This is a genomic window from Pseudomonas sp. LBUM1643 (assembly GCF_059716215.1).
Genome location: NZ_CP166813.1, coordinates 1,304,797 through 1,320,700, shown reverse-complemented (window position 1 = coordinate 1,320,700; position 15,904 = coordinate 1,304,797). Strand labels below are relative to the sequence as shown.

At 57.3% G+C, this 15,904-nt stretch carries 16 protein-coding genes; 2 read left to right on the top strand and 14 right to left on the bottom strand.

The genetic code is table 11. The annotated features are described in order from the left end of the window. The first annotated feature begins 100 nt into the window (after positions 1–100). Positions 101–424 carry a ferredoxin FdxA gene (gene fdxA, locus ACA063_RS05840; RefSeq protein ID WP_497665114.1) on the top strand — a complete coding sequence of 108 codons (324 nt, stop codon included), beginning with the start codon at positions 101–103 and terminating at the stop codon, positions 422–424. A 489-nt stretch (positions 425–913) separates the two neighbouring features. Here the strand turns inward: fdxA and rpoS are convergent, their stop codons facing one another. The 8 genes from rpoS to ACA063_RS05800 all read right to left on the bottom strand — a co-directional run bounded on the left by rpoS (position 914) and on the right by ACA063_RS05800 (position 8,037). Beyond that, complete coding sequence (gene rpoS / locus ACA063_RS05835; RefSeq protein WP_162439105.1) at positions 914–1,921, bottom strand: RNA polymerase sigma factor RpoS; 1,008 nt, start codon at positions 1,919–1,921, stop codon at positions 914–916. 105 nt (positions 1,922–2,026) lie between these two features. Then, the gene (locus tag ACA063_RS05830) at positions 2,027–2,884 is read right to left on the bottom strand and encodes a peptidoglycan DD-metalloendopeptidase family protein (protein ID WP_497665113.1); all 858 of its coding nucleotides are present in this window, start codon (positions 2,882–2,884) and stop codon (positions 2,027–2,029) included. A 200-nt stretch (positions 2,885–3,084) separates the two neighbouring features. Next, the gene (locus tag ACA063_RS05825; RefSeq protein ID WP_178114317.1) at positions 3,085–3,720 is read right to left on the bottom strand and encodes a protein-L-isoaspartate(D-aspartate) O-methyltransferase; all 636 of its coding nucleotides are present in this window, start codon (positions 3,718–3,720) and stop codon (positions 3,085–3,087) included. 41 nt (positions 3,721–3,761) lie between these two features. Continuing rightward, a complete protein-coding gene (gene surE / locus ACA063_RS05820) occupies positions 3,762–4,511 on the bottom strand; it encodes a 5'/3'-nucleotidase SurE (protein ID WP_497665112.1) in 750 nt (249 codons plus the stop codon). Beyond that, positions 4,499–5,557 (bottom strand): tRNA pseudouridine(13) synthase TruD, encoded by a 1,059-nt coding sequence (gene truD, locus ACA063_RS05815; RefSeq protein ID WP_497665111.1) that lies wholly within the window; start codon positions 5,555–5,557, stop codon positions 4,499–4,501. The genes surE and truD overlap by 13 nt, the downstream gene beginning before the upstream one ends. Next, on the bottom strand, positions 5,554–6,027 hold the full coding sequence (ispF, locus tag ACA063_RS05810; RefSeq protein ID WP_309676889.1) for a 2-C-methyl-D-erythritol 2,4-cyclodiphosphate synthase: 474 nt from the start codon (positions 6,025–6,027) through the stop codon (positions 5,554–5,556). The genes truD and ispF overlap by 4 nt, the downstream gene beginning before the upstream one ends. A 43-nt stretch (positions 6,028–6,070) precedes the next feature. Continuing rightward, positions 6,071–6,916 carry an S-formylglutathione hydrolase gene (gene fghA, locus ACA063_RS05805; protein WP_497665110.1) on the bottom strand — a complete coding sequence of 282 codons (846 nt, stop codon included), beginning with the start codon at positions 6,914–6,916 and terminating at the stop codon, positions 6,071–6,073. 8 nt (positions 6,917–6,924) lie between these two features. Continuing rightward, positions 6,925–8,037 (bottom strand): S-(hydroxymethyl)glutathione dehydrogenase/class III alcohol dehydrogenase, encoded by a 1,113-nt coding sequence (locus ACA063_RS05800; protein WP_497665109.1) that lies wholly within the window; start codon positions 8,035–8,037, stop codon positions 6,925–6,927. Positions 8,038–8,143: 106 nt separating this feature from the next. Here ACA063_RS05800 and ACA063_RS05795 point away from each other — a divergent pair, with 106 nt between their 5' ends. Then, complete coding sequence (locus ACA063_RS05795; protein ID WP_497665108.1) at positions 8,144–9,040, top strand: LysR family transcriptional regulator; 897 nt, start codon at positions 8,144–8,146, stop codon at positions 9,038–9,040. A 111-nt stretch (positions 9,041–9,151) separates the two neighbouring features. On the opposite strand, the gene ispD is transcribed toward ACA063_RS05795, so the two are convergent. The 6 genes from ispD to tilS form a co-directional block, all read right to left on the bottom strand. After that, on the bottom strand, positions 9,152–9,859 hold the full coding sequence (gene ispD / locus ACA063_RS05790; protein ID WP_497665107.1) for a 2-C-methyl-D-erythritol 4-phosphate cytidylyltransferase: 708 nt from the start codon (positions 9,857–9,859) through the stop codon (positions 9,152–9,154). Then, positions 9,856–10,134: a cell division protein FtsB gene (ftsB, locus tag ACA063_RS05785; protein ID WP_008028992.1), complete on the bottom strand. Its 279-nt coding sequence runs from the start codon at positions 10,132–10,134 to the stop codon at positions 9,856–9,858. The genes ispD and ftsB overlap by 4 nt, the downstream gene beginning before the upstream one ends. A 171-nt stretch (positions 10,135–10,305) precedes the next feature. Continuing rightward, positions 10,306–11,595: a phosphopyruvate hydratase gene (gene eno, locus ACA063_RS05780; RefSeq protein WP_162439114.1), complete on the bottom strand. Its 1,290-nt coding sequence runs from the start codon at positions 11,593–11,595 to the stop codon at positions 10,306–10,308. Positions 11,596–11,751: 156 nt separating this feature from the next. Next, the gene (gene kdsA / locus ACA063_RS05775) at positions 11,752–12,597 is read right to left on the bottom strand and encodes a 3-deoxy-8-phosphooctulonate synthase (RefSeq protein WP_162439115.1); all 846 of its coding nucleotides are present in this window, start codon (positions 12,595–12,597) and stop codon (positions 11,752–11,754) included. 5 nt (positions 12,598–12,602) lie between these two features. Further along, the gene (gene pyrG / locus ACA063_RS05770; protein ID WP_162439116.1) at positions 12,603–14,234 is read right to left on the bottom strand and encodes a CTP synthase; all 1,632 of its coding nucleotides are present in this window, start codon (positions 14,232–14,234) and stop codon (positions 12,603–12,605) included. 274 nt (positions 14,235–14,508) lie between these two features. Beyond that, positions 14,509–15,837, bottom strand: a complete 1,329-nt coding sequence (tilS, locus tag ACA063_RS05765) for a tRNA lysidine(34) synthetase TilS (RefSeq protein WP_497665106.1) — start codon at positions 15,835–15,837, stop codon at positions 14,509–14,511. Between the last annotated feature and the right edge of the window lie 67 nt (positions 15,838–15,904).

The window sequence follows — 15,904 nt, the reverse complement described above, 5'->3', positions numbered from 1 at the left end:
ATGCTGCAGGCTACAGCCTGGCCTGCAGACTATCGCTCCCAAACCCGGCGACCCCAACGTGAAGGGGCTCCGCTGCCGCCGCCTGAGGAGAAAATTAGAAATGACCTTCGTCGTCACCGACAACTGCATCAAGTGCAAGTACACCGACTGCGTAGAAGTCTGTCCGGTGGACTGCTTTTACGAAGGCCCGAACTTCCTGGTGATTCACCCGGATGAGTGCATCGACTGCGCATTGTGCGAACCAGAATGCCCTGCTGTGGCCATCTTCTCCGAAGATGAAGTACCTGCAGGTATGGAAAAATTTATTCAGCTGAACGTGGAGTTGGCCGAAATATGGCCGAATATCACGGAACGGAAAGATCCTTTGCCAGATTCCGCTGAATGGGATGGCAAGCCAGGCAAGATCGAACACCTCGAACGCTGATTACCCCGCGTTCTCTAAAAGGCCCTTGTGGGCCTTTTTTGTTTTCCAGGTCTTTTAGCTTTTCTACGGGCAAAAAAAGGGGCGGTTTGACCCGCCCACATTTTTTCCCTAGTCCCTGTATTCCTTTTTCATCATCCTGATGAATCGCTCCTGCGATTTCCTTTCCCTTCATCCTGGAAGGGTGTGTCTATCCGTTGACACACGTTGGATATTAGCGAGTTCCCGGTCGACGGCAATTGCTCCCCAACGCACATCGGAAACGCTAAGACGAAGACGATTAAGATAATTATCCTTAAAAGTCAGCTAGATAGGTTTAGCAATGGAAGTGCACGGCCGATTGGCACGGTGTAAAAATAACGAACACTTACGAAAAGAGTAAGCGAAGACTTACAACAGCAGACTCAAATATGGGGCTACATCACACCGGACTCCAGCCAACAAAAAGCCCCGAACCAGTCGGGGCTTTTTGCTGCTTACTTGGCGATTCGCTTACTGAAACAGCGACTCGCTCGATAAGCCATTCTTCTCCAGGATCTCCCGAAGACGCTTCAGACCTTCAACCTGAATCTGTCTGACCCGTTCACGAGTCAGGCCGATTTCCAGGCCCACATCTTCAAGGGTGCTGCTCTCATGTCCGCGTAGACCGAAGCGCCGAATAACCACTTCGCGCTGCTTGTCGGTCAGCTCTGAGAGCCATTGATCGATGCTTTGTGAAAGGTCGTCGTCCTGCAGAAGTTCGCAGGGATCAGTAGGACGGTCATCAGTAAGCGTGTCCAGCAGGGTCTTGTCCGAATCCGGCCCCAGCGAGACATCGACCGAAGAAACCCGCTCGTTCAAGCCCAGCATGCGCTTGACCTCTCCCACCGGTTTTTCCAGCAGGTTGGCAATTTCTTCGGGGGAAGGTTCATGGTCGAGCTTTTGCGTAAGCTCGCGTGCAGCCCGAAGGTACACGTTCAGCTCTTTGACCACATGAATCGGCAACCGGATGGTCCGGGTCTGATTCATGATTGCGCGCTCGATGGTCTGACGGATCCACCAGGTAGCGTAGGTCGAAAAGCGAAAGCCTCGCTCAGGGTCGAATTTTTCCACCGCCCGGATAAGCCCGAGGTTGCCCTCTTCGATCAGGTCCAGCAGCGACAGCCCACGATTAACGTAACGCCGGGCGATTTTCACCACCAGCCGCAGGTTACTTTCAATCATGCGTTTGCGCCCGGCCGGATCTCCACTTTGCGACAAACGCGCAAAATGAACTTCTTCTTCGGGGGATAACAGAGGGGAAAAGCCGATTTCGTTGAGATACAACTGCGTGGCATCAAGCGCCCGCGTGTAGTCAATATACTTGTGTTGCTTAAGCGAGGCGGAGTGTTTGGATTTTGCACGAACGGAAGGTGGAGCAGCCCCTTCATCATTCGACATCGAATCCGTGCCGACGCCGGTCTCCATCAGGAGAACCTCATCGTCGATGTCAAACTCCGGCACTTCTTTACTGAGAGCCATTGTTATAGTCCTTTGGTGAGTTCGACCTCAAGCTCAAGCGGCGCCCTTATCCTTGGCAACGCTGGAGCCTGTTCCCTCTACGTGACGGAACAGGCTGGTAACAAATCAACGACGTGGCAGGAATTGCAGCGGATCTACTGGTTTACCTTGCCGGCGAATCTCAAAATGCAGTTTCACCCGGTCTGTACCCGTTGACCCCATTTCGGCAATTGTCTGTCCGACCTTGACCTGCTGCCCCTCCCGAACCAACAGCCTGCGGTTATGTCCGTAGGCACTGACGTAGGTATCGCTGTGTTTGATGATGACTAATTCGCCGTAGCCCCTTAAGCCACTCCCGGCGTATACCACCGTCCCATCAGACGCAGCTAAAACAGGCTGTCCCAAATCCCCGGCGATATCAATTCCTTTATTCAAACTGCCGTTTGAAGAGAATTTTCCAATCAGGATGCCATTAGATGGCCATCCCCAGCCGGTCGGGGCTGGGCCCGCAGGCGGAAGCGGAGCAGGTGCAGGCTTATTGGCGACAGACGGTACAACGACCGCTGTTCCCGCTGCCGCACCGTTTACCGGACGACGAAAGACTGTGGTTTTACTCGATGACGACGGTGTTGAACTCGACGAACTGGCAACCGCTGCCGGTGTTGAACCAGTGCGCCCGTCAAAGCGAATTGTCTGACCCGGATGGATCGTATAGGGCGCAGGAATATTGTTTCGCGCGGCCAGCGCCTTGTAGTCCCAGCCATAGCGAAAGGCGATCGAGAACATCGTATCTTTGGGTCGGACGACGTACTGACCTGTGGTCACTGCCGGACGCTGAGCGGCTGCTTTGTTCCGATCGACGACGCGTACGTCACTGGATTTATTGCTGGAACAACCGACCAGCAAGGTGCTCAAGACAAGGCCAGTCACCAGGCGCTGAAAGCTCGTTATACCCATTCGCTGCGCAATGACTGTGAGACTCACCCGCCGCTCCCTTTGTGGTGGCTGAAAATTTGGATTGCCGTATCCGGCTCAAGTGTCGCAAGTATAACGGGCTGCGCCGGGTTTACCTTTAATGACGCGAGGCACACGTTTGCTAACCGACGTTGAATCCCGTTTAAAACTGGTGTTGCCGCTGTAAGACAGGGGCAAACGAATAGAATTCATCGCATTGAAACAAATGCTCAGGCCAGTGGCCCATTCAGCAAAGGAACGAAACGAACGGCACCCAGGACATGCCTGGAAAAACCCTGCTCCTCACGGATGATCAGCATCAGTTGTTGAACCTCGCCAGAACCCACCGGTATCACCAGCCGGCCACCAGGCGCGAGTTGATCGAGCAGCGCCTGTGGCACATCAGTCGCGACCGCCGTCACGATGATGCCGTTGTACGGCGCCAGTGCTGGCCAGCCCTCCCAACCATCACCCCAGCGGAACACGACGTTACGCAGGTTTAATTCGACCAGCCGCTCCTTGGCCCGGTCTTGCAAAACCTTGATGCGTTCTACCGAGAAGACCCGCTCGACCAGTTGCGAAAGTACCGCGGTCTGATAGCCCGAACCGGTGCCGATCTCCATCACTTTGTCCAAAGGCCCGGCTTCCAGTAATAACTCGCTCATGCGAGCCACCATGTAAGGCTGGGAAATGGTCTGGTTATGCCCGATCGGCAGCGCTGTATCTTCGTAGGCGCGATGGGCCAGAGCCTCGTCGACGAACAGGTGTCTCGGTGTACGGCGAATGACCTCCAGCACTTTGGCGTTGGAAAGGCCCTCGTCATAAAGGCGCTGAATCAGACGCTCGCGGGTACGCTGGGAGGTCATCCCGATGCCGCGACGCAGAATGTCGTCGTGTTCACGAGCCATCAGCGCAAACCCTCCAGCCAGCCATCGAGACTTCTGAAGGCATCATTGAAGGTTCGATCCAGTTGCAGCGGCGTTATCGAAACATAGCCCTGCATCACCGCATGGAAATCGGTTCCCGGGCCGCCGTCTTCCGCGTCGCCGGCTGCTGCGATCCAGTAACCGGATTTGCCACGGGGATCTACCACTTTCATCGGAGCAGCGGCACGAGCGCGATGCCCGAGGCGAGTCAACTGGATTCCGCGGATATGATCCAGCGGCAAGTTGGGAATGTTCACGTTCAGCACCGTGCGCGGGGGCAACTCCAGGTCAGCGTGGGCTTCTACCAGCTTGCGAGCAAAGTAAGCCGCTGTGGGAAGATTCTCCACCTGCCGTGAGACCAGCGAAAATGCGAACGAAGGACGTTCCAGGAAGCGTCCTTCCAGAGCAGCCGCCACCGTGCCGGAATACAGCACATCGTCCCCCAGGTTAGCGCCCAGGTTGATGCCGGAAACCACCATGTCCGGTTGACGCTCCAGCAAGCCATTCAAGCCCAGGTGAACGCAATCGGTGGGTGTGCCGTTGATGCTGATGAAGTCGTTGGCGAGTGTTTGAGGATGCAACGGACGGTCGAGCGTCAGCGAGCTGCTGGCGCCGCTTTTGTCCTGGTCCGGGGCGATAACCACGCATTCGGTGTAATCCGCCAGCGCAGCATAAAGCGCGGCAAGACCGGGTGCGGTTACCCCATCGTCGTTAGAAATCAGAATACGCATGGGCTGTCCGTCTGCCCCACCGGCACCAGATCGACAAGCTCGCGCACCAATACGGTGGCGAAGCATCCGGCCGGCAGGACGAATTCCAGTTGCAGAATGTCAGGCTCGGGATAATGCCACGTCAACCCACCAATGGGCAGCCGAAGGATACGACGTTCGTGGCTCATTCCGGCGTTAACCAACCAATCGCGCAAGTCTGCTTCGCGAATGGCGATTGCCTGCTCCAGTTCATGGACAACACCAGTGGCCGGTGAGTCACCTTCGCCCCACTGTGGACCTGTCGGGTGCAGATCCAGAATTGCCAGACGTGGATCACTGCACTCCGCTTCACCTGCCGGAAAAAAACTGCGACTGTCGGTGAACGCCAACAGATCGCCGATCTGCGCACGGTCCCAGGTTCCCTCAGCGACGCGTGCCGCCAGCACTTGGTTAAACAGGAAGCTGCGCGCAGTAGAGAGCAAACGTGACCGCACGTTGCGTTGCTCCGGCAACGCCTTGCGCGCGGCCCAGGATCGGGCGTCCACCACATTACCGCCGTCAAACCCGAAACGCTGGGCGCCGAAATAATTGGGGACACCTTGTTTAACGATCAGCTGCAAACGCTCTTCAATCGCTTCTTTGTCGCCAGCGAACTGGGTCAGTCGCAACGTAAAACCGTTGGCTGAATGAGCCCCGCGTTGCAACTTGCGTTTATGCCTTCCGGTCTTGAGGATTTTGAGTGTGTCGTTTTCGGCTGCCGACAAATCAGGATCAGCCTTGCCCGGCAGTTGCACGCTGAACCATTGGCGAGTCAATGCCTGACGATCCTTGAGTCCCGCGTAACTGACAGTGCGCAATGGAACACCTGCAGCCTTGGCGATCCGCCGGGCCGCTTCCTCGGTGTTCAAACCGCGCTTTTCTACCCAGATCCACAAATGTTCACCATCGCCACTGAGGGGGATGTTAAGCACTTCATCAACCTGGAAATCTTCCGCGGTGGCTTTCAATACAGCGGTGCCGAGCGCTTCACCATAAGCCCGCGGGCCGAGCAATTGCAGTTCGTTCATGCGCGCAGCAACAAGGCAACGGCGTGAACGGCAATGCCTTCTTCGCGACCGACAAAGCCAAGCTTTTCGGTGGTGGTAGCTTTCACGTTCACTTGATCCAACTCAACTTGAAGATCCGCAGCAATCAACGCGCGCATCGATTCGATATGCGGGGCCATTTTTGGCGCCTGGGCGACAATGGTGTTATCGACGTTGCCGACTTTCCAGCCCTTGGCATGGATCAATGCAACGACGTGACGCAACAGCACTCGGCTGTCGGCGCCCTTGAAAGTAGGGTCGGTGTCCGGGAAATGCTTGCCGATATCGCCCAGCGCGGCAGCGCCGAGCAACGCATCGCTCAAGGCGTGCAGCAGGACGTCACCGTCGGAGTGAGCGAGCAGCCCGAAGCCGTGTGCAATGCGCACGCCGCCCAGAGTAATGAAATCGCCTTCAGCGAAACGGTGCACATCATAGCCGTGGCCAATACGCATAAAAAAACGCCCCGATTTTTGTCAGGGCGTGATTCTACCTGCATTAGACGCCTAGGGCGCGCCCGTGATGCTGCAAGTGGTCATCGATGAAACTCGCGATGAAGAAATAGCTGTGGTCGTAGCCGGGTTGCAGGCGCAACGTCAGCGGATGTCCAGCCAGTTTAGTCGCCTGTTGCAAGGCTTCAGGCTTGAGCTGGGTAGCCAGGAAGTCGTCGCGATCGCCTTGGTCAACCAGCAGCGGCAGCTTCTCGTCAGCTTCGGCGATCAGCGCACAGGCATCCCATTCGCGCCATTTCGAACGGTCTTCTCCCAGGTAGCGGGAAAACGCCTTCTGCCCCCACGGGCAATCCATCGGGTTGTTAATTGGCGAAAACGCCGACACCGACAAATAACGTCCAGGATTACGCAATGCGCAAACCAGCGCACCATGACCGCCCATCGAGTGGCCGCTGATACCGCGCTTGTCCGACGCCGGGAAATGGGCTTCGACCAATGCCGGCAATTCCTGCACGACATAGTCATGCATCCGATAGTGCCGGGACCAGGGTTCTTGGGTGGCATTCAGATAAAAACCCGCACCAAGACCGAAGTCCCATGCTCCATCCGGGTCTCCAGGCACATCAGGACCACGAGGACTGGTATCCGGGGCGACGATGATCAAACCCAGCTCGGCCGCCATGCGCATGGCACCGGCCTTTTGCATGAAGTTCTCATCGGTGCAGGTCAGGCCGGACAACCAATACAAGACCGGCAGTTTTCCGCCCAGCTCCGCTTGTGGCGGCAGGTACACCGCAAACACCATGTCGCAGCCGAGCACGTCGGAACGATGCTTGTAACGTTTGTGCCAGCCACCGAAACTTTTCTGGCAAGAGATATTTTCCAGGCTCATGAGCGACCTCAGAAATGGATGACCGAGCGGATGCTCTTGCCTTCATGCATCAGTTCGAACGCCTTGTTGATATCTTCCAGGCCCATGGTGTGGGTAATGAAGGTATCCAGCGGGATCTCACCGGTCTCGGCCATTTCCACATAGCTAGGCAATTCCGTACGACCGCGCACGCCGCCGAACGCCGAACCGCGCCAGACGCGACCGGTGACCAGTTGAAATGGACGGGTAGAAATTTCCTGGCCCGCACCGGCCACACCGATAATGACCGACTCGCCCCACCCTTTATGGCAGCACTCAAGTGCAGCGCGCATCAGCTGGACATTGCCGATGCATTCGAAGGAAAAATCGACGCCGCCATCAGTCATGTCAACGATGACTTCCTGGATCGGACGGTCGAAATCTTTCGGGTTGACGCATTCGGTTGCACCGAGCTGTTTGGCGATTTCGAACTTGGCCGGGTTGATGTCGATGGCAATGATCCGTGCAGCTTTGGCTTTGGCCGCACCGATGACCGCAGAGAGACCAATGCCACCCAGGCCGAAGATCGCGACGGTATCGCCTGGTTTTACTTTGGCGGTATTGAGCACGGCGCCGATACCGGTCGTGACACCACAACCGAGCAGGCAGACTTTTTCCAGTGGTGCTTCTTTAGGAATCTTGGCGACGGAGATTTCCGGCAACACGGTGTATTCGGAGAAAGTCGAGGTGCCCATGTAATGGAAAATCGACTGGCCCTTGTAGGAAAAACGCGAAGTGCCATCTGGCATCAAGCCTTTACCCTGAGTCGCACGAATGGCCTGGCACAGGTTGGTCTTACCAGACAGGCAGAATTTGCACTGGCGGCATTCCGGGGTGTACAGCGGAATCACATGATCGCCCACAGCGACCGACGTCACGCCCTCGCCAATGGCTTCAACCACTGCGCCGCCTTCGTGACCCAGAATCGACGGGAAGATGCCTTCAGGATCAGCACCGGACAAAGTGTAAGCGTCGGTATGGCAGACACCGGACGCAACTACACGCAAGAGAACTTCACCGGCCTTCGGCATGGCGACATCCACTTCGACGATCTCGAGGGGCTTCTTGGCTTCAAAGGCTACGGCGGCGCGCGACTTGATCATGTGCTTCTCCAGTGAATAAAAACGAGATGGGGAGTGTAATACACCGCTTAACGATGAATAATCCGGACAAAAGCAAAACATTATTGCCACACAGGGATAATCGCGCATGTCGGAAAATCGCTGGGAAGGTATCGACGAATTCGTCGCAGTCGCCGAGAACAGCCAGTTCACCGCAGCTGCAGAACGCCTGGGAGTTTCGTCTTCCCATATCAGCCGTCAAATAGCACGCCTCGAAGAGCGCCTTCAGACTCGGTTGCTTTACCGCAGCACTCGCCGCGTAACGCTGACGGAGGCTGGGCAAACCTTCCTGCAACATTGCCAACGCCTGCAGGATGGACGCGAAGAAGCATTGAGAGCGGTCGGCGACCTGACCAGCGAGCCCAAGGGCATGCTGCGCATGACCTGCGCGGTAGCGTATGGCGAACGATTCATTGTGCCGCTGGTAACCCGGTTCATGGGGCTTTATCCGCAGTTGCGTATCGACATCGAACTGAGCAATCGACAGCTCGACCTGGTGCATGAAGGCCTGGACCTGGCGATCCGGCTGGGTCGACTGCAGGATTCTCGATTGGTCGCAACTCGCTTGGCGCCGAGGCGCATGTACTTGTGTGCATCGCCGTCCTACCTGGAACGGTACGGTCGCCCACACAGCCTGTCGGAGTTGAGTCGGCATAACTGCCTCATCGGCAGCACTGATCTCTGGCAACTGGAGCAGAACGGACGGGAATTTTCCCAGCGGGTACAGGGAAACTGGCGTTGCAACAGCGGGCAAGCGGTATTGGATGCGGCACTACAGGGCGTGGGCTTATGTCAGTTGCCGGACTACTATGTGCTGGAATACCTGAAAAGCGGCGAACTGATTTCGCTGCTGGATGCTCACCAACCGCCGAACACTGCCGTGTGGGCGCTTTATCCACAGCAACGACACCTGTCACCGAAGGTGCGCAAGTTGGTGGACTACTTGAAGGAGGGGTTGGCGTTAAGGCCGGAGTACAGGGTTTGAGGGTTGAAGATCAAAAGATCGCAGCCTCGTTGCACTCGACAGCTCCTACAAGTGCCGTACGGTGATGGCAGACAATGTAGGAGCTGTCGAGTGCAACGAGGCTGCGATCTTTTAACGGCGGTTAGCCCAACGCTGGCGAAGCCATTCAAGGTCTTCAGGACGCGTGACCTTGAGGTTGTCGGATCGACCTTCGATAAGTCGCGGTGCCAGGCCTGCCCACTCCATCGCCGAAGCCTCATCGGTAATGACAGCGTCGGCCACCAGGCTATCGGCCAGCGCCCGATGCAATGCGCCCAGGCGAAACATCTGCGGCGTATAGGCTTGCCAGATCACACTGCGATCCACGGTTTCGACAACTCGACCGTGCTTGTCGACCCGTTTCAAGGTATCGCGTGCCGGAATCGCCAGCAGCCCACCAACCGGATCGTCAGCCAGTTCACTCAGCAACTTGTCCAGATCATCACGGCTCAGGTTCGGCCGGGCAGCATCGTGAACCAGCACCCAATCCTCGTCTTCAGCGCCTAGCGCATGCAGATGCAAAAGCGCATTGAGCACAGACCCGGATCGTTCGGCACCGCCATCCACTCGTAGAATACGAGCGTCGCCAGCACATGCCAGGCTCGGCCAGTAAGGATCATCAACAGCAAGACTGACCACCAACCCTTTCAGGGCAGGGTGATCAAGGAAACAGCCGAGGCTGTGTTCGAGAATAGTGAGCCCGCCCAATTGCAAATACTGCTTGGGACGGTCTGCGGCCATACGGGCACCAATGCCCGCGGCAGGAATGACGGCCCAGAAGGCCGGCAACAACGTGTTCATTGAGCCAATTGGTAAAGGGTTTCACCGTCCTTGACCATGCCCAACTCATGGCGAGCCCGCTCTTCGACGGTCTCCATGCCTTTTTTCAACTCACTGACCTCGGCGTCCATGACCCGATTGCGCTCCAGCAATCCTTCGTTCTCAGCATGCTGATCCGCAATCTGCTGAGTCAGCTCGGCCACTTGCGCCAGACTGCCATTACCCACCCAAAGGCGGTATTGCAGGCCAGCCAGCAGCAGGAGCAAGACGAGGAACAACCAATTGGGACTGCGCATCGAATATCGGGTTTCCAGTGAAAAGGACAGCCATGCCAAAACGTTAAGCTTCTGATAGCACGAAGCCTGGAAGACCCAGGCTTGTGCTAGTAAGGCATCAGATTAGTGGCAAATCCATCGCTGTAGCGATTTTTCCGACACAATCCGGTGTCTTTTTTTTCTATTTACCAATCAGCCGCGGAACTCGCTGCGACCGTTGTACTTGGCTTTGCCGTTCAACTGCTCTTCGATACGCAGCAGTTGGTTGTACTTGGAGACGCGATCGGAGCGGCACAGGGAGCCGGTCTTGATCTGGCCAGCCGAGGTGCCCACCGCCAGGTCGGCAATGGTCGAATCTTCGGTTTCCCCGGAGCGGTGCGAGATCACTGCGGTGTAACCAGCGGCCTTGGCCATCTGGATGGCTTCCAGGGTTTCGGTCAGGGTGCCGATCTGGTTGAACTTGATCAGGATCGAGTTGGCGATCTTCTTATCGATGCCTTCTTTCAGGATCTTGGTGTTGGTCACGAACAGGTCGTCACCTACCAGTTGGACTTTCTCGCCGATCTTGTCGGTGAGGATTTTCCAGCCAGCCCAGTCGGACTCGTCCAGGCCGTCTTCGATCGAGATGATCGGGTAACGCTCGGTCAGACCTTTCAGGTAGTCGGCGAAACCTTCGGCGGTGAACACCTGGCCTTCGCCGGACAGGTTGTACTTACCGTCTTCGTAGAACTCGCTGGCCGCGCAGTCCAGAGCCAGGGTGACGTCGGTGCCCAGGGTGTAACCGGCGTTGGCCACGGCTTCGGAGATCACTTTCAAAGCGTCTTCGTTGGAAGCCAGGTTAGGTGCGAAACCACCTTCGTCACCGACGGCAGTGCTCAGGCCACGGGCCTTCAGAACGGCTTTGAGGTGATGGAAAATCTCGGTGCCCATGCGCAGACCTTCCGAGAAAGACTTGGCGCCAACTGGCTGAACCATGAATTCCTGGATGTCGACGTTGTTATCGGCGTGCTCGCCACCGTTGATGATGTTCATCATCGGAACCGGCATCGAGTAAACACCCGGAGTGCCGTTCAGGTTGGCAATGTGAGCGTACAGCGGCAGGTCCTGGTCCTGAGCTGCTGCCTTGGCCGCGGCCAGGGAAACGGCGAGGATTGCGTTAGCGCCCAGGGAGCCTTTGTTTTCAGTACCGTCGAGCTTGATCATCGCGTGATCCAGCGCCTTCTGGTCGCTTGGGTCCATACCTTTCAACAGGTCGCGAATCGGACCGTTGATGTTGGCGACGGCTTTGAGCACGCCTTTGCCCAGGTAACGGCTCTTGTCGCCATCACGCAGCTCGAGCGCTTCACGCGAGCCAGTGGAAGCACCGGACGGCGCGCAAGCACTGCCGATGATGCCGTTATCGAGAAGCACGTCCGCTTCCACGGTGGGGTTGCCACGGGAGTCGAGAACTTCACGACCTTTGATGTCGACGATTTTTGCCATTGTTGTAAACACTCCAAAGTTGACGAAAACGACGCAGCTAGAGGAAAACTTTTACCGTCGGCAAGTGGTGTACAGCGGGCAGACTTGCGGACGATAACGCTCAGACCCGAGGGCCTGAGCATTAAATCGTGCGGTACTTTACCGGAGAATTGAGGTTTACGCGGTTTCTACCGTCGGAAAACTCTTCACCAGTTCGTCCAACGCTTTGAGCTGGGCCAGAAATGGCTCCAGTTTGTCCAGACGCAGGGCGCAAGGGCCGTCGCATTTGGCGTTGTCCGGATCCGGGTGGGCTTCGAGGAACAAACCGGCCAGCGATTGGCTGATACCGGCCTTGGCCAGGTCGGTCACCTGGGCGCGACGGCCGCCAGCGGAGTCGGAACGACCGCCAGGCATTTGCAGCGCATGGGTCACGTCGAAGAATACCGGGTACTCGAACTGCTTCATGATGCCGAAGCCGAGCATGTCGACGACCAGGTTGTTGTAGCCGAAGCTCGAACCACGCTCGCAGAGAATCAACTGATCATTACCCGCTTCCACGCACTTGTTCAGGATGTGTTTCATCTCCTGAGGGGCGAGGAACTGGGCTTTCTTGATGTTGATCACCGCACCAGTCTTGGCCATCGCGACCACAAGGTCGGTCTGGCGCGACAGGAAGGCCGGCAACTGAATGATGTCGCAGACCTCGGCAACGACCGCAGCCTGATCAGGCTCGTGGACGTCGGTGATGATCGGCACGCCGAACGCTTGCTTGATGTCCTGGAAGATCCGCATGCCTTCTTCCAGGCCCGGGCCACGGTAAGAGGTCACAGAAGAACGGTTGGCTTTGTCGAAGCTGGCCTTGAACACGTAAGGGATACCGAGTTTCTCGGTAACCTTCACGTATTCTTCGCAGACCTGCATCGCCATGTCGCGGCTTTCCAGCACGTTCATGCCACCGAACAGCACCATTGGCTTGTCGTTGGCAATTTCGATATCGCCTACGCGGATGATCTTCTGTGCCATCAGGTTTACGCCTTCTTCTGGTGTTGAGCCAAAGCAGCTTTGACGAAACCGCTGAACAACGGGTGACCGTCGCGCGGCGTCGAAGTGAACTCAGGGTGGAACTGGCAAGCGACGAACCATGGATGATCCGGTGCTTCAACCACTTCGACCAGCGCACCATCGCCGGAGCGACCGGATATTTTCAGGCCGGCCTCGATCAGTTGCGGCAACAGGTTGTTGTTTACTTCATAGCGATGACGATGACGCTCGACGATCACGTCCTTGGCATAGCAATCGTGCACCAGGGAACCGGCTTCCAGCAGGCAATCCTGAGCACCGAGGCGCATGGTGCCGCCCAGATCGGATGCTTCGGTACGGATTTCAACGGCGCCGGTGGCATCTTCCCACTCGGTAATCAGGCCCACGACCGGATGACCGCTGGCACGATCGAACTCGGTGGAGTTGGCGTCTTTCCAGCCCAGCACGTTACGAGCGAACTCGATAACAGCCACTTGCATGCCCAGGCAGATACCCAGATACGGGACCTTGTTTTCACGAGCATATTGAACGGCGGTGATCTTGCCTTCCACGCCACGTAGACCGAAACCGCCCGGTACGAGGATTGCGTCTACGCCTTCCAGCAGCGCGGTGCCCTGGTTTTCGATGTCTTCGGAGTCGATGTAGCGCAGGTTGACCTTGGTACGGTTGCTGATGCCGGCGTGACTCATCGCTTCGATCAGCGACTTGTAGGCGTCCAGCAGCTCCATGTACTTGCCGACCATGGCGATGGTGACTTCATGCTCAGGGTTGAGCTTGGCGTCGACCACGGCTTCCCACTCGGAAAGATCAGCACCGCCACATTGCAGGCCGAAACGCTCGACGACAAAATCATCCAGGCCCTGAGAATGCAGGATGCCCGGGATCTTGTAGATGGTGTCGGCGTCTTCCAGCGCGATTACCGCACGTTCTTCAACGTTGGTAAATTGCGCGATCTTGCGACGCGAGGAGATATCGATCGGGTGATCGGAGCGGCAAACCAGCACGTCTGGTTGCAGGCCGATGGAGCGCAGTTCCTTCACCGAGTGCTGGGTAGGCTTGGTTTTGGTTTCGCCAGCGGTGGCGATGTACGGCACCAACGTCAGGTGCATCAGCATCGCGCGCTTGGCGCCGACTTCGAAACGCAATTGACGGATGGCTTCAAGGAACGGTTGCGACTCGATGTCACCCACGGTGCCACCGATCTCGACCATGGCCACGTCGGCATCGCCGGCGCCCTTGATGATCCGGCGCTTGATTTCGTCGGTGATGTGCGGAATCACCTGGATGGTTGCACCCAGGTAATCACCACGGCGCTCTTTGCGCAGGACGTGTTCGTAAACACGGCCAGTGGTGAAGTTGTTGTTCTGGGTCATGGTCGTGCGGATGAACCGCTCGTAGTGCCCCAGGTCCAGGTCGGTCTCGGCGCCGTCGTGGGTGACGAACACTTCACCGTGCTGGAACGGGCTCATGGTGCCCGGGTCGACGTTGATGTACGGGTCCAGCTTCAGCATGGTGACCTTAAGTCCCCGCGCCTCCAGGATCGCCGCCAATGAAGCCGATGCAATGCCTTTCCCCAATGAAGAAACAACACCGCCCGTGACGAATATGTAGCGCGTCATGAAAAACCCTAGAAGTCTGCGTTAAAGCGGTCCGAGCCGCCGGGGAAAGCGAAGGAAGGCCGAAGCCCCCGATCACCTGCATTAATTACAGTGCACCTTTCAAAAAAACCGCCGCGTTGGGACAGACCGGGAGAAGAAACACCGGTACGTTGCTCGCTACACATTTTTTGGAATCGCCCAGCAAAGACTGCTTGGTAATCGGCAACTCCTGCAATTCAGGCGAATCCACAGAAGTTGTATCAAGAAGGGAGCGTAGTCTACCGGAAAGCCCCTTTCAGCTCAAACCTTGATCTTCGCTCAATGGGGCCCAATGCAAATGCCAGCCTTCGCGCTCGCTGCCACTTAAACCCCGCAGGTTCGCCACCGCCAGCAATTGCGTGCCTCGGTAGAGCAGCGGCAATCTGCCACGGACGAAGCCTGGAACACCCCTCTCGTTGAGCAAGCGCTTCAGATCACGATGACCGCGATCCTGCAGAGCCATGACTTCTCCTCCCTCACGATAGCGGATTTGCAGCGGACCACCGGGCTTTTGACCGCTGAAACTGAGCACACCATTTTCCGGAAGCACCAGCGGTTGCGATGGATCGTTCCACCCACCTGCGTCGCCTACAGGGCGTAACCAGCCACCGGACAACCACCAGATCCGTCCGCCAGCCCGGTGCAGCTCACCCTCCGCCAGGCGCCAGATCGGGTGGGCATCGACGGCGGCATCTCGCAGATCTTCCCAACCCGACCAATGGTCGCTGTCAGGCAGCCGGGTCAGCGCGACGAGCCAATGACTGAGTGCGTTGCGCTGGCGAGCAGCAGAAAGTACTTCCAGCGGCGCCAACTCCAATGACGGCACGCCCAGCCAGTCGAAATCACTCTCGGCGCTGGCGTTGGCCAGGTCGATTCGCGCCAGGTCATCGAGCAACCCTTGCGCCTCGCTCAGATGCGCGGCGCTGCGAGCCATGGTCGCCACGGCTTGCGGCCAGCGCTCGGTCAGGGCCGGGAACACTTGATGCCGCAGGTAATTGCGCGAGAACTGTCGGTCCTGGTTCGAAGGGTCTTCGATCCAGCTTAACTGGTGCTCAGCCGCGTAAACCTCAAGCTCGGCACGCGGGATATCCAGCAACGGACGCAAAAGGTGCCCGCGCCCCAGAACTCGCTTGCCAGGCATGCCGGACAAGCCCCTCACCCCTGCTCCGCGCAGCAGCCGAAACAACAGGGTTTCCGCCTGATCATCGCGGTGTTGCGCGGTCAGTAGCAATTCATTCGCTCGAATGGCTTCACGGAAGGCGCCATAGCGCGCCTCACGGGCTGCACGCTCGAGACTGGCACCGGACTGGACCTGAACGCGGACCACCTGTAGCGGTACGTCCAGCCCATCACAGACCGACCGACAATGCTCCGGCCACGCGTCAGCAGCAGCCTGAAGGCCATGGTGGACGTGGATCGCGATTAACGCCGGAAGGGATTCGGTTTTCGCGAGGTTCGCGAGAAGGTGTAGCAGGACGGTGGAGTCGAGACCACCGGAGAAGGCGATGCGCCAGGTTGTGGCGTTGCGCCAAGGGGTTAGATTCAGCAGAAGCCGGGAAGGCAAATCAATCTTGGGCTGATTCATATCTTTCCCTTTGCACAAATCAAATGTGGGAGCTGGCCTGCTCGCGATTGCTGTTTAACGACCAACT